Origin of the sequence: Candidatus Clavichlamydia salmonicola (genome assembly GCF_015356765.1) — a bacterium.
GTDB lineage: Bacteria > Chlamydiota > Chlamydiia > Chlamydiales > Chlamydiaceae > Clavichlamydia > Clavichlamydia salmonicola.
Genome location: NZ_WTCQ01000004.1, coordinates 131,977 through 152,038 on the forward strand (window position 1 = coordinate 131,977; position 20,062 = coordinate 152,038).

Genomic DNA, 20,062 nt, shown 5'->3' on the forward strand with positions numbered 1-20,062 from the left:
CTCCTTAACCCCATGATAAGGATCCTTTGTAAAGGAGAGTATTTACAAAAAATGTCTAATCATCATCCTCATTATTTATCCAAATTAATAACCATGTTAAGAAAATTACCTGGTATTGGCTTTAAAGGTGCTGAACGTGTAGCTTTTCATGTGATTGGATGGCCTAAAGACAAACAAATAGAACTTAGTCGCATGCTAGAAAATATTACTGATCATCTTTTTTCATGTAATACTTGTGGATGCTTAATAGAATCTAATGCTTGTAAATTTTGTGATCCTATCTCAAGAACCCAAAAAGTATTATGTGTGCTTGTAGAACAAAAAGATGTATTTTCTATAGAAGAAACTGGTTTTTTTAAAGGTTATTATCATGTTTTAAACGCTTCTTTATCACCGATTAGACAAAAAACAATAGAAGATTCTATTATAAAAAAATTAAAAAACCGCGCTATTAATCTTCAAATAGAAGAAATTGTTTTAGCTTTAGACTCCACCTTAGAAGGTGACGCTACAGCTCTTTATTTAAAAAAACATATTGAATCTTTAGGGATTCCTATTTCAAGATTAGCTTCTGGTTTACCTATGGGTATTTTTCTTGATTATGTTGATGAAGGTACCTTAACTCGAGCTTTTATGGGACGAAGCTCATATTAAAGGTTGCATAATTTAATGAAGTATTTTTATTATCCCCAACAAATTTTGATAGTCAAATGAAACGTATACTTTTTCCTCTGTTTTTAATTTGCCAAGTTGTCGCTTTGCAAGCTTCTTCTTATGAAGAAGATCCTGTTGTTGATAAGATTATTTTCTTCAAAGATGAAGAAACTTTTTCTGTAGAAGAATTTAACCCTTATATGACAACAAAACCTGGAAAAATATTTTCTCAAAATCATTTTGATCAAGACTTAAAAAAGTTAGAAAAAAAATATGATCGAGTATCTTCTATTCTTGAAATGAATGACAATAGTCTCGTTATTAAAGTCTCTTTGCATAATCGACCTATCTTAAAAAAGATTTCTATATCTGGTAACCAAGCCATTCCCTACGCAAAAATAGAACGTATTCTTGGCCTTAAAATAAAAGCCTCCATTACTCGTGAAGAAATTGTAACAGCGATGGCAAAGCTAAGAAAATCTTATTTAAAACAAGGTTATTTTGAGACAGAATGTTCTTTTAAATTAGATGTTATTGATAAAGAAACCGCCCATGTACATATTACTATAAATGAAGGACGTATTGGAAAAATTTCTCGAATTACCTACATAGGTATTTCTCCTGAAGAGCAAATGGCAATAAAAGAAAAAATGTTAACTCGTCCTTATGAATTTGGCAAAAGTTTCTTAAAAGGTAATGGCTTCTATATTCCAGATATGGCTGAACATGATCGCTTACGCATTACTCAATTTTTTCAAAATAAAGGCTATGCTGATGCAGCTGTTAAAATCAGTATTGATGAATCCATGAAGAATAAAGCTCATGGCCTTTATTTAAATGTGCATGTTTCTAAGAATGAACAATATAAAGTTGGAGATGTACTTGTTGAAGGGGCTGAATCTTTAGAAGATGATTGGCTATTTCCTATGATTTCAGTACGGACAGGCCAAATATATTCTCCTGAACAATTATGGTCTTCTGTAGAAAAAATTAAAGAATTTTATCAATTACGTGGATTTTTTAATACTATAGTTGAAATTAAGCAATCTATTACTCACGATGAAGCAGTCTATAATGTTTGTTTTTCTATTAAAGAAGGCGTTCCTTGCAAAATAGGGCTTATTAAGGTTTTTGGAAATGTTAACACCCAATCTGAAGTCATTCTTAATGAAAGTGTACTGTTCCCTGGCGATTTGCTAGACAAGAAAAAAATTGAAAACACAGAAAGAAGAATAAGAAATACTGGCTTCTTTAGCACTGTTAACGTTTATACTGTACAATCTCAAATTGATCCTGAAGATACTAATGCTGACTATAAAGATATTTATATTGAAGTAGATGAAACTAGCACAGGTAGTGTTGGGGTATTTCTTGGATGTAGTTCATTTGATAATCTCTTTGGAGGTGTTGAACTTTCAGAAAAAAACTTTAGCTTAAAAGGTCTTCCTTTTGTATTTTTTAAGGGCCCTAATGCATTAAGAGGTGGTGGTGAATACTTCCATATTAAGGCTAATATAGGCCAAAAAACATCTGATTACTCTGTTAATTGGGTTAAACCTCATTTTATGGATTTTAACTGGACGTTAGGAGTTGCTATAGATAAAGGTGCTAATAAAGCTCTTTCTTCCAATTATGAAGTTGAGACATTTGGTGGTAACTTAAGTGCTACCTATCTATGTAGTGATTTTATGAAATATGGTTTTTACTATCGAGCTAATCATAGTTACTTAAGACATCTATATCCTTCATCAAATATCATTAATTCATCATCTGTAAATGGACCTACTTCTCCTTCCACTTTTGTGGCTAGAGAAGGATCCAATGATGGCCTTGTTTCAGCTCTTGGTTTTAGCGTTGCTTATGATACAACTAATAGTCCTCGAATGCCTACTCACGGCAAACGTTCTCGTTTGGCTTTTGAAGTCGCTGGTTTTGGAGGCGATTTTAATTTTATAAAATTCACTTATCTTAATACTTTTTATAATGGAATTACCCCTAGAGCTGTTTTTAAATTTAAAAGTGATTTACAATTTATTAAAAGTTGTGGTGATACGCTACCTACTGATATTCCTATGAGTGAGCGATTTTTTCTTGGTGGTGAAACAACTTTAAGAGGTTATAAATCTTTTATTGTTGGGCCTAAATTTTCTGCGCGTGAACCTAAAGGTGGCCTTTCTTACAGTATTTTTTCTGAAGAATTTCAATATAAACTTTTAATGAATCCTGATTTTTATGGTTTTGCTTTTATTGACGCTGGGTATCTATCCTCAAAAGAATTATCTTGGGGTACTTCATATGCTATGAGTATTGGATTTGGAGCACGATTTAATGTCTTAGCGAATATACCTGTTATGCTTGGTGTTGGATGGCCTTTACATGCTAAAGAGCTCTATGATGGAGTCATCATAGATAACTCTCAAAGGTTCTTTTTCTCTCTTGGCGGCTTGTTTTAATTTTTCTTATCAAAGGTTTGTTATTTTTATGAAAAAAGTCTTCTTTAGTTGTCTGTTACTATTCTTTTCTTGTACTGGATTTTGCGCTAATACAATAGATTCTAATCTTATATCATCAGTAAATGAATCTGTAATCCATTGCGTGAATCTTAAAAAATGTGTCGAAGAGTCTCTAATTGGAAAAGAAGAAAAGAAACAAATAGAACGTGTTAAAACACGTTTAGAGCAAAATGGTCAACGATTAGAAGAGCAATTAGATTCTTTATCAGCTAAAATGCGCGATGAAGATTATCTCGAAACTCTTTCAGAAAATGCCCTTGATGAATTGAAGAAAAAACTTTCTCTTTTACATCAAGAATATAGCGCTTGTCAAAATCAGTACTACCAAATGATAAATCAAGCAAATTACGCCATGATTAATAAAGTAACAGAACAAGTTCGGTTAGCTGTTGAAGAGATTATAGAAAAAAATCCTTCTACCATTGTGCTAAATAGTGAAGTATTCTTTAGCGCAACATCTCCATATGACATGACATCTGAAGTGTTAGTTATTATGAATCAGAAATTTCAAGATAACTTACATTTATCAGCAAATTTTAACAATCATGGAGAATAGGCTCTCTATATTGAAGCGATTTTTCTTTAATTTGTAACATCTTCTTTGTTGCTTTTTCTAACAAAGGAGGTGTTATCTTACCTGAACGTACTAATTCACATAAAAATCTAACCGCTGGCTCTAAGTCAAAGGGCAATAAAAAAGCATCAAAATCATTCTTAAGAGATTCTATGACGTGATTAGTATTTATTTCGAAACATGTTAAATCACAAAAAGTAATTTTTTGATTTTTTTTTGATTTTTCCATATTTGAAAAAAATGGATTCTTTAAAGGATCAAAATGTATGTTTCTATGAACAATGTTGCTGTAAGCATTTGAATGTGCTAATAAACGCACATGAGCCCCTATCATTCCTCTGCCATCTTCAATGCCTCTCTCAAATTCTTGATAATCAAAACTTAAAATAGTTGATGATAATTTTCCAGCATCCATTTCACATTGAATATAGATATTATTTTTTAAATTATTTTTAGCAAATAACAGCCCTAGATTGTAAAAATCTTTTGAAGAAAAGGTATCTAGAAAATTATTATCTTCATAATAACAGTTAAAAGAATGAGAAAAGTCATGCCCATACAGTAATGGAATACTTGTAACTTGATCACAACAATCCATAAGGTATTTTTCTCTAGTAATATCACCTTCATTAAAGATTAATCCACTAATCTTCCATACTTCTACTAATACTTCTAAATTTTGTAAGTCCATTTCATAAATAGCTGCTGTTGAAACAAAACATAACTGCATTAATTTGTCTTCTAATGAAACCAAATTTTGCGCCATATCAGATGCTAAAACTCTTGGCCGTTCTGTTGTCAAAAAAAAATTTTGGCTATTTAAAGATGAGCTTAGAACTTCCATACTACCTGTAAAAGGAGATGAACACCCATCATAATGTTGTTCCATTGAATTAATAATTGGCTGTGCTGCATCTATAGATGGTTGTGTAGCTTTCAGGAAAGAATGATTTTTTTTGAAAGATTTATTTTTATATTTTTCATCATCATTATCGTCATTGCTTTTTTCAAATGATTTTTCTGTATGAATTGTATTTATAGTCATCGATTTATCTTAAGATCCTTTTTAATATGCTTTAAACATAATTTCTTAATTTTTTAAATCTATAGAAAGATTTTTTGTAATTAATTATATTTTTATATTTGTGTTGTTTTATTCATATTTTCATGAAATGGTGAGCGAAGAGCAAGAGTTTAAAAAAAATTCTTAATTAAATCATATTTTTTTCTAATAAAGTTTTTTTTACTCAAAAAAATATTGACAATCAAGATGAAGGTAAAAAAATAATGAGCTCTTAGGCGGTTCTATTTCTTAAAAGCATTTTTTGTTATAATAACAAATAAGACACGGCAATGTTATGAGCTACTTGGAGAAAATAGCTTTGCATCATTTTTAATAATTTTTTTTGCATGTTTCTTTATTGTCTTTTGATTACATCTTTTGTAAACTTTTCATGTAGAAAATATTTTAGCCTTTTTATCTGGGTTTTATAATGAAAAATGCTTTTAAGCACGCAAACTACAATCTTTTTTGTTCGCAAGATAAGATAGAATCTCAAAAACGTTTTAAAAAAATTTCTCAAGAATTATCCTCTGCTGTTCTTATTGAAGATTTAAAAAAAATGCTGCTGATCCGGCACTTTGAATCTCAAGGAGAAAATGCCTATCAACAAGGATTTATTAGTGGTTTTTATCATTCCTATGCAGGCCAAGAAGCTATTCAAACAGCTTTAATTCGTGCATGTGGAAAATCACATTGGTATGCCACCACCTATCGATGTCATGCCTTAGCCTTACTCTTAGATGAGACCCCTTCTTCCTTAATGGCAGAATTATATGGAAAAGTAACTGGCAATGCTCTTGGGCGTGGTGGCTCTATGCATATGTTTTCAGAAAAATTACTTGGTGGATTTGGCATAGTAGGAGGTCATCTTCCCTTAGCTATAGGAGCTGCTTTCAGCATTAAATATCAAGAAAAAAAAGATCTTATTTCTATTGGCATTTTAGGTGATGGCGCAGTTGCTCAAGGTGCTTTTCATGAATCTATTAACCTTGCTGCATTATGGGACCTCCCCTGCCTCATTATCATAGAAAATAATCATTGGGGCATGGGTACTCATGTGTCTAATGCATTAGCTAAAAAACCTATAGATCTTGCTCACAGCTATGATGTAGAAGGTATTGTGTTAGATGGAAGTGATTATTCATCTTGTTATGATGGTTTTTCGTATGCTCTAAAAACTATTATTTCTACTAGCCGTCCCATGATTGTTGAATGTTTATGTGATAGATTTAGAGGTCACTCTATCTCTGATGCAAATCTTTATCGCAGTAAAGAAGAAATGGAAAACATCATGTCTAACGATCCCATCATTTTATTAAAAAATTTCTTAGAAGATCATGAACTATTGACTGCTGCTATGTTTAAAGATTTGGATCAAGAGACTCGTAGCATTGTTCGTGATGCTGTAAAACAAGCTGAAGACGCTCCATATCCATCTATATCTAAAATAGGAGATGGCGTTTATGCATAATTATAGTAAAAAAATGCAATCAATAGATATTCGTACTGCTTTAAGACAAGCTTTGGATGAAGAAATGACCCGTGATAGTAATATTTTCATCATGGGAGAAGAAGTTGGTCTGTACAATGGCGCTTATAAAATTACTAAAGGACTTTTAGATAAATGGGGCCCTCAAAGAGTCTGGGACACACCTATTAGTGAAAATGGTTTTTTAGGATTAGGTATTGGTGCTGCCATGACAGGGTTAAGACCTGTGATAGAATTAATGAGTTGGAGCTTTTCTTTTGTAGCTATTGACCAGATCTTATCTAATGCTGCTACTATGTATTATATGTCAGGAGGACGCTTCAAAGTCCCTATTGTTTTTCGTGGAGCTGGTGGCGCTGCTGTACAGTTGGGATGTCAACATTCACATTCTTTAGAATCTCTTTATTCTAACTTTCCTGGATTAATTATTGTGGCCCCTTCTAATGCATGTGACGCAAAAGGATTACTTAAAGCATCTATTCGTAATGATAATCCTGTCATCTTTCTAGAGAGTGAGTTAGATTATGGAATGATTGGAAAAGTTCCGACAGAAGAGTATGTTATTCCCATAGGAAAAGCATCTGTAGTGGAATCAGGATCTGATTTAACCTTGGTATCTTGGGGACGTATGATTCCTATTTGTAAACAAGCTGTGAAAGAAGCTGCTAAACAAGGTATTAAAGTGGAGTTAATTGATTTAAGGACCATTAAACCTTTGGATATTTCTACCATCATTACCTCTATCATGAAAACACATCGTTGCCTTATTGTAGAAGAAGGACACTATTTTTGTGGTATGGGGGCTGAAATTAGCGCAACAGTTATAGAAAAAGCATTTGATTATCTTGATGCCCCAACAATGAGAATTTCTAGAAAAGAAACCCCAATGCCTTATGCCAAAAATTTAGAACAAGAAGTTATCCCTAATATAACTAGTATTTTACATGGAATTAAACACATTACTGGAAGGCTTTAATGATTACAGTTATCAAAGTACCAAAATTATCTCCAACCATGACTTCTGGCACTGTAGTTAAGTGGCATAAAAATATAAGTGATTTTATTGCTTCTGGAGAATTAATTGCTGAAATAGCAACAGATAAAGCCACTGTAGAATACCATGCCTTCGATGAGGGTTTTTTGCGTCATCAATTTGTTAAAGTGAATGAAACAATGAAGATTGGTGATCCTTTTTTTATTCTTTCTGAAACTACTAATGAAGATTTTTCTTTAGAAGTTTTTATAAAACCTCAAGAAACAATAACTCTTTCAGAAAAAGAAATTTTAAGCCCTTCAGCTGAAAAATCTATCCCTACTCCCTCATATGTTCCAGTTTCATTTTCTCCTGAACCACCTTTAGAAAAATATTCTTTTCCTTATTCAGGCACAACAAGCCATGCCTCTCCTGCTGCTCGTTATTTTGCTAAACAAAATAATTTAGACCTTTATGATCTTAAAGGAAGTGGACCTGGAGGTCGCGTCATTCTTCAAGATTTAAAGCATGCAAAACCTATAAGCCTTTTAAAATTTGGAAACAAAAAGCTACCTACAATACTTCCTGGAACATTTGTAGAACTCCCACTTAGCCCTATGCAGAAGATCATTGCAGAGCGTCTACAATCCTCTAAAACCCATATACCTCATTTTTACATTAAACAAACTGTTAATGCTTCTCCTTTAACATCCCTTATTACCCAGTTAAAAACTGCCTCCATTAAACTATCTATAAATGATTTCATAGTAAAAGCAACAGCGTTATCCTTAAGAGATCATCCTGATATGAATGCTGGGTTTAATGCCAAGAATGAAACACTCATTAGTTTTCAAACCATAGATATAGCTATTGCTGTTGCTATACCTGAAGGACTAATCACTCCTATTGTGCGTCATGCAGACTATAAAAATGTTTCAGATATTTCCATAGAAATAAAAACTTTAGCTGAAAAAGCAAAGCAAGGAAAACTTCAACCTGAAGAATTTAAAGGGGGTTCTTTTTCTATCTCTAATCTTGGAATGACTGGTATTTCAGAATTTTCTGCTATTATCAACCCTCCACAAGCAGCTATTCTTGCTATAGGCAGTATAGAAGATAGACCTTGTATAGAAAATGGATCTATTAAAATTGGAAAAGAAATGATCCTTACTCTTTCTATTGACCATCGTGTAGTAAATGGAAAAGCAGCTGCTTTATTCTTAAAAACAGTTCAAAAATATTTAGAAAACCCAGCGTTACTACTACTTAACTAATAATGTTTTTTTTAACCCTATTTTTTAATGACTTTTTTTTTCAAAAAGATTTTGATCAGTTGTTGTTGATAAATACGCGGATGGACCCTTCCCTATTACGCTCTTCAATACCTTCTATAGCACCAGCTGAACAAGCTGAGATTTGCTCCCCATTTTCAAAGTATATAAGTCCAAAAGGTTGAAAACATCCTAGAAGATAATAACCATTTCTACCTAATCGATCTGGATCTTCTCCACCACCTTCCCACCTAAATTGCCGAGAAGCCATAAAACCTCCCCACATACCTGCTCCTCTACTTACATCATTATTCCAATCTCTTTCAACAGCACTAACTAGAACACGTCCTTCCATTGGAAAAATACAAGAAAAAAAGAACGCCAACATTACAGCAGAAGCATAAAAAGGAGCTTTTACAACCCTTTGAATAGATAAGATAAACTGCTTATAAACATCTGCTAACTCAAATTTTCTATGTTTTTTAATAGAATTTTTACAAATAAGCTGCTGAAATAAACGCGCAAGTACATAAAAAGGGGCTATAACAGCTCTTGCTAAGTAATAAATCATAGAAGCTATTGCTACAAATGGCATTATAATTATAGCAATACCACATATAGATCCTCGATGAACAGCATCTGTTTTCTTTGGAAAACATTGATAAACAGGCGCTATACCTGTTTGCAATTCATCTAAAGCTGAAAGATCTGCCATATAGTGGTTATCTGTATCTAAGTGCCACATTTTTTCAGAGCTTGTTCTATCATTAAATGTTGTTAACTTAGCCATATAAACATGACAAAAAGAACGTTCAAAAATGTTCTTTAGTGGCTTTTTTGTAAAAAGGTCTACTTTTTTCTTTATCACATAAGACAAGATCACCCCTCCTCCTAATAATAAAATTAGAGGTAATCCAATACCAATAAGCAATCCAGTCATATGACAATGAGAAATAACCCCAACACCAATAAGGTTGTTTAGCATGAATGACATCACTACTATTATCAACAATAATATTACAGAAATAATAGCTGCTCTAAGAATTTTTTTAGGCTTATAATCAATTACTACTCTCTTTTCCAAACTACTTTTAAAAAAATCTGTTCTTTCATTTAATACATAAAAACAATCATTTTTTGAGTTTTTCCAATAATCTCTTTCTGGATAGTAGTATGGCAATAATTGAGTCATAATCTATCTATTTAGTTAATTTGTGAAAAATTTTAACATTAAAATAATTTATTTTCAATACTTAATACTTTTTATTTTATTTAAATAACAATAGCAGACCAAGTCAAATTATATATAGGTGAATATGGTGTATATATCCCTGGGGCAAGACTTGTGTTATGAATATTTCCAAAATTAAAGGAACCACTTGCATTATTCCATAAAGTTGTTTTACCTGCTCCTGCACTTGATATTTGATAAGAATTAAACCAACTATGATTTGTGTTATTTTCAGTATAACTATAACTATAAGCAGCATAATTTGATCCTATAAAACTGAGTAAAGCAAGATAATATGTTGGAGTTGTAGTATCTTGCGTTATATACCCATATGGAAAACTTCCAGGTACATTTTTAGGTGATTGAATATAGGCGTTAGCTCGAAAATTCCAAATACCAGCTAATTGAGGTGTAAAGTAATAGTTATAAGGAAGGGTATAAAGATTTGAATAACTTGATAATCCTGTTCCCCAATTAAGATAACCTGTAAGAGAAGGATTATTCACAGATACATTTAATGATAGATTAGTTTGAGCAGACCAGGCATAAGAAGCTCCTGCAGAGACACCTGAAGAATAACTTACACATCCTTTAGTAACAGGTTGTTGCATTAAATAAGACCATGGAACAGCATCATTATTATTTGTTGGATTTCCAAGACTATAAAGACGATTATTTTGCATATCAAAATTTGCAGATGTTTGACCACCACTAAGATATGTATATCCATAAACTGCTAAAGTGGCAGATCCACTTGCGCTTCCAATACTAGCGTTCCCCACACTTTTAAATGTAGACCCTGCTATTAGATTCCCTGTTACTGTACCTCCACTCAAAGGAAGGTAAGCAGAAACAGTACTATTCAGATAATTAAGGTTTATTGCATCAGTACCAGCAGTAGGTGAAGCAAGATCTATAAGCCGATTACTTTGCATGCTAAAATTGCTTGATGTTTGGCCACCAGTAAGATACGTATATCCATAAACAGCTAAATCTGCAATACCTCCAGCAGTAATTGTACTTCCTGATGAATTACCTCCAATATATACTGTCCCACCAGTATTAGTAACTCCTGTAATAGTAAGCCCCCCAGACAAAGTACCACCTGTTAATGGAAGATACTTGGTAGTTAGATAATTTAAATTAACTGCATCTGTAGAACTTGATGGATTACTCAATCCTGTAACTTTCATTCCAGAAACAATAGAACCCGAAGAGTTTACTGTCGCACCATAATTTACACTATTTCCTCCTGTTATTGCAGCACTAGAAACTGTTACATTATTTCCTATCACAACTGATCCAGAAAAGGTTGTTGTGCCTGCTGTTACTGTTAATCCTCCCGCTGTTATCGTAATACCACCTGTTGTAATTGTAATTCCTTTTGAAAAAGTAGATAATCCAGCAGCTGTTATCGCTCCATCACCAGTACCAGTACCACTAATGGATAAACTTCCAGAAAGAATAGTCACTCCTCCAGAAATAGTATTAAGATAACTGTAATTAACAACATCTCCTCCTGCTGTTGGCGCACCTGTATTAGTAATTTTAGAACCAGACATATTTAAAGTACCTGATGAAATAGTAGCTCCTCCTACTATAGAAGCTCCTCCTCCAGAAACAGTCAATCCACTTGCTACAGTAGATCCTCCAGACAAAGTTGCTAATCCTGCTACTGACAATGTTCCTGTTGCAGAGCCTAAGGCTGTTATAGCTAAATTACCAGATATTGTTCCTCCTGAAAGTGGAAGATATTTTGTAGAAAGATAATTAAGATTTACTGCATCTGTTGAATTAACTGGATTCATTAAACCTGTTACTGTGATACCTCCTGAAACATTTCCTGAGGCTATAGTGGAGCCAAAATTAACTGTACATCCTCCTGTAACAGCTCCACTAGAAACTCTAACATTACTACCTATAGTAAGCTGACCTGATAAAAGCGTTGTTCCAGAAGTAACTGTTAATCCTCCTGAAAAAGTCGCTGCTCCTGTATAGCTTGAAGTACCTGTTACTGATAATGTTCCTCCTACAGAAAGATTTCCTGTAACAGTCCCTCCTGTTAATGGAAGATACTTACTTGTTAAATAATTTAAGTTCACTGCATCAGTGCTATACGCTGGATCATTTACACCAGTTAATTGCATTCCCCCAGAAACAACCCCTGAAGCTAAAGTAGCGCCTAAACTAAACGTATTATTTGCTGTTATAGCCCCTGCAGAAACCTTAACATTATTTCCTATAGTTAATTGTCCTGATAAAAGTGTAGTTCCTGCACTAACTGTTAAACCTCCTGCTGAGATTGTGGCTCCTCCTGCAAAAGTTGCAGCTCCTGTTAAAGCAGTTGTTCCCTTAACAGCAAGATTAGCAGGAGAAACTGCAGTTCCAACTGTTAAACCTCCTGTCATTGTTCCACCAGCAAGAGGTAAATAAGCTGTAAGGGTGCTATTAAGGTTAGCTAGATTGACTGCATCTGTTGAATTGACTGGATTACTAATTCCTGTAACTGTCATCCCAGCTATAACACTACCACTAGATGAAACTGTTGCGCCAAAATTAACTGTATTTCCTGATGAGATTGCTCCACTTGATACCCTAATATTATTCCCAATGGTTAATTGCCCTGATAATGTTGTGGTTCCACTACTTACTGTTAACCCTCCTGATAAAGTTGCTAACCCTGTTAATGTAGTAGCTCCTGCAACTGAGAATGTTCCTGTTGCTGAACCAGCCGCAGTAATAGCCACATTCCCTGCTACTGTTCCCCCTGACAAAGCCAAATATTTTGTAGAAAGATAATTTAAATTTACTGCGTCTGTTGCATTTACTGGATTCATTAATCCTGTCACTACAATACCCCCTGATACATTCCCTGTTGCTAAAGTAGCACCAAAATTGACGGTATAACCAGCTGTTACAGCGCCACTTGTGACAGTGACATTATTCCCTATAGTTAATTGTCCTGATAAGGTTGTTGTTCCAGAACTAACTGTTAAACCTCCTGCAAAGGTTGCTGCTCCTGTATAACTTGAAGCTCCTGTAATAGATAGAGTTCCTCCGACAGAAAGATTTCCTGTAACAGTTCCTCCTGTTAAAGCAAGATATTTTGTAGAGAGATAATTTAGGTTAACTGCATCTGTGCTGCTTGATGGATCATTTAATCCTGTCACTGTCATACCACCTGAAGAAACTCCTGCAGCCAATGTAGATCCATAATTAACTGTATTTCCTGCTGTGATTGCAGCTGCAGCCACTCGAACATTGTTACCTATTGTTAACTGACCTGATAATAAAGTTGTTCCTGCTGTTACTGTTAATCCTCCAGTCGTGATCGTTGCTCCTGTTGAAAAAGTGGCAGTTCCAGCCAAAGTTGTTGTTCCTCTAACTGTAAAATTCATAGGCGATGCTGCTGTTCCAATTGATAAAGCTCCTGTCAATGTACCCCCTGTTATAGGTAAATAATTTCCAAAAGAAGTATTTAAATAACCAAGGTTGACTGCATCTGTTGTATTCACTGGGTTACTAATTCCTGTTACAGTCATTCCAGAAACAACATTACCACTTGTTCCTACTGTAGCTCCAAAATTAACACTATTTCCAGCTGAAATTGCTCCTGTTGATACTCGAATATTATTCCCTATAGTTAATTGTCCTGATAAGGTTGTTGTTCCAGCACTAACAGTTAATCCTCCTGACAAAGAAACTGCTCCTGTTAATGTAGATGCTCCTGTTACTGACAGTGTCCCTGAAGTGGTAAGATTTCCTGAAAGGGTTCCTCCTGTCAAAGCAAGATATTTTGTAGAAAGATAATTTAAATTTACTGCATCTGTCGCATTTACTGGATCCATCAAGCCTTTTACAACAATTCCTCCTGATACATTTCCTGATGCTAATGTTGCGCCAAAATTAACTGTATTTCCTGCTGTTACTGCAGAACTTGTTACTGTGACATTATTTCCTATTGTCAATGGTCCAGATAAAGTAGTGTTCCCATTGCTGACTGTTAATCCTCCTGAAAGAGTTGTTGCTCCTGAAAGAGTTGTTGCCCCAGCAACAGTTAAAGTTCCTGTTGCAGACCCTCCTGCTGTAATAGCAAGATTTCCAGCTATCGTTCCTCCTGATACTGAAAGATAACGAGAGTTAAGATAACCTAGATTAACAGCATCAGTATTACTTGATGGATCATTAAGACCCGTAACAATCATACCTCCTGAAGAGACACCTGAAGCTACAGTTGCGCCAAAATTAACTGTATTTCCTGCGGTTATTGCAGCAGGAGCTACTCTTACATTATTCCCTATAGTTAATTGGCCTGATAATAAAGTTGTTCCTGCACTAACTGTTAAGCCCCCAGTTGTAATCGTTGCCCCGACTGAAAAAGTTGCTGCTCCAGCAAAAGTTGATGTACCTTTTACTGTAAGATTTGCTGGCAAACTTGCAGTGCCTATAGATAAGGCTCCTGTTAAAGTTCCCCCTGTCAAAGGAAGATAACCAGCAACTGAAGTATTTAAATACGCAAGATTAACAGCATCTGTTGTATTTACTGGATTACTAACTCCTGTAACAGACATACCAGCTACAACAGATCCAGCAGTATTCACTGTTGCTCCAAAATTAACTGTATTTCCTGCTGTTATTGCTGCGCTTGACACCCTAACGTTATTACCTATAGTTAACTGACCAGATAAAGTTGTTGTTCCAGTGCTTACTGTTAACGCTCCTGCCAAAGTAACTGCTCCTGTTAAGGTTGTCGCTCCTGCTACTGATAATGTTCCTGTTGAAGAACTTCCAGCGGTAATAGCTATATTTCCAGCTACTGTCCCTCCTGATAAGGCAAGATATTTTGTAGAAAGATAATTAAGGTTTACTGCATCTGTTGCATTTACTGGATCCATTAAACCTTTCACAACCATTCCTCCTGATACATTACCTGAAGCTAGCGTGGCTCCAAAATTAACTGTATTCCCTGCTGTTACTGCTGCACTACTTACTGTGACATTGTTTCCTATCACCAATGATCCTGATAACGTTGTGGTCCCAGATGAAACTGTTAAACCTCCTGTAAAGGTTGCTGCTCCTGTATGACTTGAAGATCCTGTAATAGATAAAGTGCCTCCTACAGAAAGATTCCCACTAAGAGAACCTCCTGTCAAAGGAAGATATTTTGAAGTAAGATAATTGAGGTTAACCACATCTGTACTATTTGATGGATCATTTAACCCCGTTACTGTCATTCCACCTGATGATGTCCCTGATGCTAATGTTGCTCCAAAGTTAACTGTATTACCTGCTGCTATTGCTGCTGTAGATACCCGAACATTATTTCCTATTGTTAATTGCCCTGATAAGGTTGTTGCACCAGCAGAAACTGTTAAGCCCCCTGATGAAATAGTGATTCCTCCTGCAAACGTTGCTGCTCCTGTATGTGCTGTCGTTCCTAGCACAGATAAATTTACAGGTGAAGAAGCTGTTCCAATAAATAATGCACCTGTCATAGTACCCCCTGCTAATGGCAAATAAGCAGCCATGGAAGTATTAAGGTAACCCAGATTTACTGCATCTGTGGAGCTACTAGGATTACTAATCCCTGTCACTATCATTCCAGCTACAACACTACCACTTGTTGCTACTGTAGCTCCAAAATTCACTGTGTTCCCTGCTGAAATTGCCCCTGTAGACACACGAACATTATTTCCTATTGTCAATTGTCCTGATAATAAAGTTGTACCCGCGCTAACTGTTATTCCTCCTGCAAAATTCGCGGCTCCTGTATGCGTTGATGTTCCTGTAACAGATAAAGTTCCTCCTAAAGAAAGATTTCCTGTAACAGTTCCTCCTGTTAAAGCCAGATATTTTGTAGAAAGATAATTTAAATTTACTGCGTCTGTTGCATTTACTGGATCCATTAATCCTTTTACTACCATTCCTCCTGATACATTTCCTGAGGCTAACGTTGCTCCAAAATTAACTGTGTTCCCTGCTGTTACTGCTGCGCTACTTACTGTGATATTATTTCCTATCACCAATGATCCTGATAAAGTCGTGGTCCCAGATGAAACTGTTAAACCTCCTGCAAACGTCGCTGCTCCTGTATGACTTGAAGATCCTGTTATAGATAAAGTTCCTCCTATAGAAAGATTTCCAGTAAGAGTACCGCCTGTCAAAGGAAGATATTTTGAAGTAAGATAATTGAGGTTAACCACATCTGTATTATTTGATGGATCATTTAACCCTGTTACCGTCATTCCACCTGATGATATACCTGATGCTAATGTTGCTCCAAAGTTAACTGTATTTCCTGCTGTAATCGCTGCCGTAGATACCCGTACATTATTTCCTATTGTTAATTGTCCTGATAAGGTTGTTGTCCCTGCTGATACTGTTAACCCTCCTGATGAAATAGTGGCTCCTCCTGCAAAGGTCGCGGCTCCTGTATGCGCGGTCGTACCTAGCACAGATAGATTTACAGGTGAAGAAGCAGTTCCTATAGATAACGCACCTGTTAAGGTTCCTCCTGTTAATGGGAGGTAGCCAGATAAAGATGTATTAAGATAACCAAGATTCACTACATCTGTTGTACTAGTAGGATTACTGATTCCTGTTACTGTCATCCCTGCTACAACACTACCACTTGTTGCTACTGTCGCTCCAAAATTAACACTATTTCCTGCTGAGATTGCTCCACTTGAGACTCGGACATTATTCCCTATTGTCAATTGCCCTGATAATAAAGTTGTGCCGCTTGATACTGTTAATCCTCCTGCAAAAGTTGCTGCTCCTGCATGACTTGAAACGCCTGCGATAGATAGAGTTCCCCCAATAGAAAGATTTCCAGTAAGAGATCCTCCTGTTAATGGAAGATATTTTGTAGAGAGATAATTTAAATTTACTGCGTCTGTTGCATTCACTGGATCCATTAAGCCTTTTACTACCATTCCTCCTGATACATTTCCTGAGGCTAACGTTGCTCCAAAATTAACTGTATTCCCTGCTGTTATTGCTGCACTACTTACTGTAACATTGTTTCCTATCACCAATGATCCTGATAAAGTCGTGGTCCCTGATGAAACTGTTACACCTCCTGCAAAAGTCGCTGCTCCTGTATGACTTGAAGACCCTGTAATAGATAAAGTTCCTCCTATAGAAAGATTTCCGGTAAGTGTTCCTCCTGTTAATGGAAGGTACTTCGATGTAAGATAATTTAAGTTGACTACATCTGTGCTATTTGATGGATCATTCAATCCAGTTACTGTCATACCACCTGAAGATACACCTGAAGCTAATGTTGCTCCAAAGTTAACTGTATTTCCTGCTGTTATTGCAGCCGCTGTCACGCGAACATTATTTCCTATTGTTAATTGCCCTGATAATAAAGTGGTCCCCGCTGAAACTGTTAACCCTCCTGCTGATATCGTTGCTCCTCCTGCAAAAGTTGCTCCTCCTGTATGTGCTGTTGTTCCAAATATAGATAGATTCACAGGAGCTGAAGATGTTCCAAGAGATAACGCTCCTGTCATAGTCCCTCCAGCTAATGGTAAGTAAGCTGCCATAGAAGTATTAAGGTATCCAAGGTTTACTGCATCTGTTGTACTGGATGGATTACTAATTCCTGTTACTGTCATTCCTGCTACAACACTGCCACTTGTTGCTACTGTCGCTCCAAAATTAACACTATTTCCTGCTGAGATTGCTCCACTTGAGACTCGGACATTATTCCCTATTGTCAATTGCCCTGATAATAAAGTTATGCCGCTTGATACTGTTACTCCTCCTGCAAAAGTTGCTGCTCCTGTATGACTTGAAACGCCTGTGATAGATAGAGTTCCCCCGATAGAAAGATTTCCAGTAAGAGATCCTCCTGTTAATGGAAGATATTTTGTAGAGAGGTAATTTAAATTTACTGCGTCTGTTGCATTCACTGGATCCATTAATCCCTTAACAACCATTCCACCAGAGACATTTCCTGATGCTAATGTTGCTCCAAAATTAACTGTGTTCCCTGCTGTTACTGCTGCACTTGTTACTGTAACATTATTCCCTATAGTTAATGGCCCTGATAAAGTTGTTGTTCCACCACTAACTGCTAAACCTCCAGAAAATGTTGCTGCTCCTGAGTGACTAGAAGACCCTGTAATAGATATAGTTCCTCCAACTGAAAGATTCCCAGTAAGTGCTCCTCCCGTTAATGGCAAGTACTTCGAAGTAAGGTAATTAAGATTAACTACATCTGTGCTATTAGAAGGATCATTTAATCCTGTCACTGTCATTCCACCTGATGATGTTCCTGATGCTAATGTTGCTCCAAAGTTAACTGTATTTCCTGCTGTAATCGCTGCTGCGGAAACTCTTACATTATTTCCTATAGTTAATTGTCCTGATAAGGTTGTTGTTCCTGATGAAACTGTTAGCCCTCCTGAAGAGATCGTAGCCCCTCCAGCAAAGGTTGCTGCTCCTGTATGTGATGTTGTTCCTAATATAGATAAATTAGCAGGAGCTGAAGCTGTTCCAATAGCTAAAGCACCTGTTAAAGTTCCTCCTGAAAGTGGAAGATAATTTCCAAATGAAGTCGTTAGATAGCCAAGATTCACAGCATCTGTTGTATTGACTGGATTACTAATTCCTGTCACCACCATCCCAGCTACAACACTACCACTTGTCCCTACTGTAGCTCCAAAATTAACTGTATTTCCTGATGAAATCGCTCCACTTGAGACCCGGACATTATTTCCTATTGTCAATTGCCCTGATAATAAAGTTGTTCCAGAACTAACTGTTACGCCTCCAGAGAAATTTGCTATGCCTGTATGACTTGACGTTCCTGTCACAGATACAGTGCCTGCTACTGAAAGATTTCCAGAAATTGCACCTCCTGTCAAAGCAAGATATTTTGTAGTCAGGTAATTAAAATTGACTGCATCTGTTGCGTTTACTGGATCCATTAAGCCTTTTACTACCATTCCTCCTGATACATTTCCTGACGCTAACGTTGCTCCAAAATTAACTGTATTTCCTGCTGTGATTGCAGAACTACTTACTGTAACATTATTTCCTATAACCAATGATCCTGATAAGGTTGTTGTTCCTCCTGAAACTGTTAACCCTCCTGCAAAAGTTGCTAATCCTATATGACTTGAAGCGCCTGTAATAGATAAAGTTCCTCCTACAGAAAGATTTCCAGTAAGAGTACCGCCTGTCAATGGAAGATATTTTGAAGTAAGATAATTGAGATTAACCACATCTGTACTATTTGATGGATCATTTAACCCTGTTACTGTCATCCCACCTGATGATGTTCCTGATGCTAATGTTGCTCCAAAGTTAACTGTATTTCCTGCTGTTATCGCTGCTGATGAAACTCGAACATTATTGCCTATTGTTAATTGGCCTGATAAAGTTGTTGTGCCTGCTGAAACTGTCAACCCCCCAGAAGAAATAGTAGCTCCTCCTGTAAATGTTGCTGCCCCTGTATGCGATGTTGTTCCTAAAATAGACAAATTTGCTGGAGAAGAAGATGTTCCTATAGCTAAAGCCCCTGTTAAAGTGCCTCCAGACAAAGGCAGATAACTTCCAAAAGATGTTGTCATATAACCAAGATTTACTGCGTCTGTTGTATTAACTGGATTACTAATTCCTGTCACCATCATCCCAGCCACAACACTACCACTTGTCGCTACTGTGGCGCCAAAGTTAACACTATTCCCTGCTGAGATTGCTCCACTTGATACCCGGACATTATTTCCTATTGTCAATTGGCCTGACAATAAAGTTGTGCCGCTTGATACTGTTACTCCTCCTGAAAAAGTTGCTGCTCCTGTATGACTAGATGTTCCAGTTACTGATAAACCACCTGTCATTGACAGATTTCCAGTCAGCGCTCCTCCCGTCAATGGCAGATACTTTGTAGTTAGGTAATTTAAGTTTACTGCATCTGTTGCATTTACTGGGTCCATTAATCCTTTTACTACCATCCCTCCTGATACATTTCCTGATGCTAACGTTGCCCCAAAGTTTATTGAATTTCCTGCAGTGACTGCTGCGCTGCTTACTGTAACATTATTTCCTATGACCAACGATCCCGATAAGGTTGTTGTTCCAATACTAACTGTTAACCCTCCTGCAAACGTCGCTGCTCCTGTATGACTTGAAGATCCTGTAATAGATAAAGTCCCTCCTACAGAAAGATTTCCAGCAAGAGAACCTCCTGTCAAAGGAAGATATTTTGAAGTAAGATAATTAAGGTTAACTACATCTGTACTATTTGATGGATCATTTAACCCTGTTACTGTCATGCCTC

At 36.0% G+C, this 20,062-nt stretch carries 9 protein-coding genes; 6 read left to right on the top strand and 3 right to left on the bottom strand.

Going from position 1 to position 20,062, the window contains the following annotated elements; genetic code table 11:
* Nucleotides 1-51: 51 nt before the first annotated feature.
* Genes recR through CLAVI_RS04700 form a run of 3 tightly spaced genes read left to right on the top strand, consistent with a single transcriptional unit; the run spans nucleotide 52 to nucleotide 3,723 of the window.
* Complete coding sequence (gene recR / locus CLAVI_RS04690; RefSeq protein WP_194844436.1) at nucleotides 52-654, top strand: recombination mediator RecR; 603 nt, start codon at nucleotides 52-54, stop codon at nucleotides 652-654.
* A 56-nt stretch (nucleotides 655-710) separates the two neighbouring features.
* Nucleotides 711-3,107 carry an outer membrane protein assembly factor BamA gene (gene bamA / locus CLAVI_RS04695; protein ID WP_194844437.1) on the top strand — a complete coding sequence of 799 codons (2,397 nt, stop codon included), beginning with the start codon at nucleotides 711-713 and terminating at the stop codon, nucleotides 3,105-3,107.
* A gap of 28 nt (nucleotides 3,108-3,135) precedes the next feature.
* The gene (locus tag CLAVI_RS04700; protein ID WP_194844438.1) at nucleotides 3,136-3,723 is read left to right on the top strand and encodes an OmpH family outer membrane protein; all 588 of its coding nucleotides are present in this window, start codon (nucleotides 3,136-3,138) and stop codon (nucleotides 3,721-3,723) included.
* Here the strand turns inward: CLAVI_RS04700 and CLAVI_RS04705 are convergent.
* A complete protein-coding gene (locus CLAVI_RS04705; RefSeq protein ID WP_194844439.1) occupies nucleotides 3,704-4,786 on the bottom strand; it encodes a hypothetical protein in 1,083 nt (360 codons plus the stop codon). The genes CLAVI_RS04700 and CLAVI_RS04705 overlap by 20 nt on opposite strands.
* A gap of 448 nt (nucleotides 4,787-5,234) precedes the next feature.
* Between CLAVI_RS04705 and CLAVI_RS04710 the strand changes: the two genes are divergently transcribed.
* From CLAVI_RS04710 to CLAVI_RS04720, 3 genes are read left to right on the top strand one after another with little or no spacing between them, the layout of a single operon-like run.
* On the top strand, nucleotides 5,235-6,275 hold the full coding sequence (locus CLAVI_RS04710) for a thiamine pyrophosphate-dependent enzyme (protein WP_194844440.1): 1,041 nt from the start codon (nucleotides 5,235-5,237) through the stop codon (nucleotides 6,273-6,275).
* Nucleotides 6,268-7,269, top strand: a complete 1,002-nt coding sequence (locus tag CLAVI_RS04715) for an alpha-ketoacid dehydrogenase subunit beta (protein ID WP_228547646.1) — start codon at nucleotides 6,268-6,270, stop codon at nucleotides 7,267-7,269. Before CLAVI_RS04710 ends, CLAVI_RS04715 begins: the two co-directional genes overlap by 8 nt.
* Nucleotides 7,269-8,540, top strand: coding sequence for a dihydrolipoamide acetyltransferase family protein (locus CLAVI_RS04720; protein WP_194844441.1), 1,272 nt, complete (start codon nucleotides 7,269-7,271; stop codon nucleotides 8,538-8,540). Before CLAVI_RS04715 ends, CLAVI_RS04720 begins: the two co-directional genes overlap by 1 nt.
* A 55-nt stretch (nucleotides 8,541-8,595) precedes the next feature.
* Here CLAVI_RS04720 and CLAVI_RS04725 read toward each other — a convergent pair whose 3' ends face one another.
* Both CLAVI_RS04725 and CLAVI_RS04730 read right to left on the bottom strand, forming a co-directional pair.
* Nucleotides 8,596-9,729 carry a hypothetical protein gene (locus CLAVI_RS04725; protein WP_194844442.1) on the bottom strand — a complete coding sequence of 378 codons (1,134 nt, stop codon included), beginning with the start codon at nucleotides 9,727-9,729 and terminating at the stop codon, nucleotides 8,596-8,598.
* Between the two features lie 80 nt (nucleotides 9,730-9,809).
* Nucleotides 9,810-19,976: a hypothetical protein gene (locus CLAVI_RS04730; protein WP_228547647.1), complete on the bottom strand. Its 10,167-nt coding sequence runs from the start codon at nucleotides 19,974-19,976 to the stop codon at nucleotides 9,810-9,812.
* Nucleotides 19,977-20,062: the final 86 nt, after the last annotated feature.

Excerpts from the sequence above, each read along its gene's own strand:
- recR (WP_194844436.1), top strand. The coding sequence starts at position 52 with ATGTCTAATCATCATCCTCATTATTTATCCAAATTAATAACCATGTTA.
- bamA (WP_194844437.1), top strand. The coding sequence starts at position 711 with ATGAAACGTATACTTTTTCCTCTGTTTTTAATTTGCCAAGTTGTCGCT.
- CLAVI_RS04700 (WP_194844438.1), top strand. The coding sequence starts at position 3,136 with ATGAAAAAAGTCTTCTTTAGTTGTCTGTTACTATTCTTTTCTTGTACT.
- CLAVI_RS04705 (WP_194844439.1), bottom strand. The coding sequence starts at position 4,786 with ATGACTATAAATACAATTCATACAGAAAAATCATTTGAAAAAAGCAAT.
- CLAVI_RS04710 (WP_194844440.1), top strand. The coding sequence starts at position 5,235 with ATGAAAAATGCTTTTAAGCACGCAAACTACAATCTTTTTTGTTCGCAA.
- CLAVI_RS04715 (WP_228547646.1), top strand. The coding sequence starts at position 6,268 with ATGCATAATTATAGTAAAAAAATGCAATCAATAGATATTCGTACTGCT.
- CLAVI_RS04720 (WP_194844441.1), top strand. The coding sequence starts at position 7,269 with ATGATTACAGTTATCAAAGTACCAAAATTATCTCCAACCATGACTTCT.
- CLAVI_RS04725 (WP_194844442.1), bottom strand. The coding sequence starts at position 9,729 with ATGACTCAATTATTGCCATACTACTATCCAGAAAGAGATTATTGGAAA.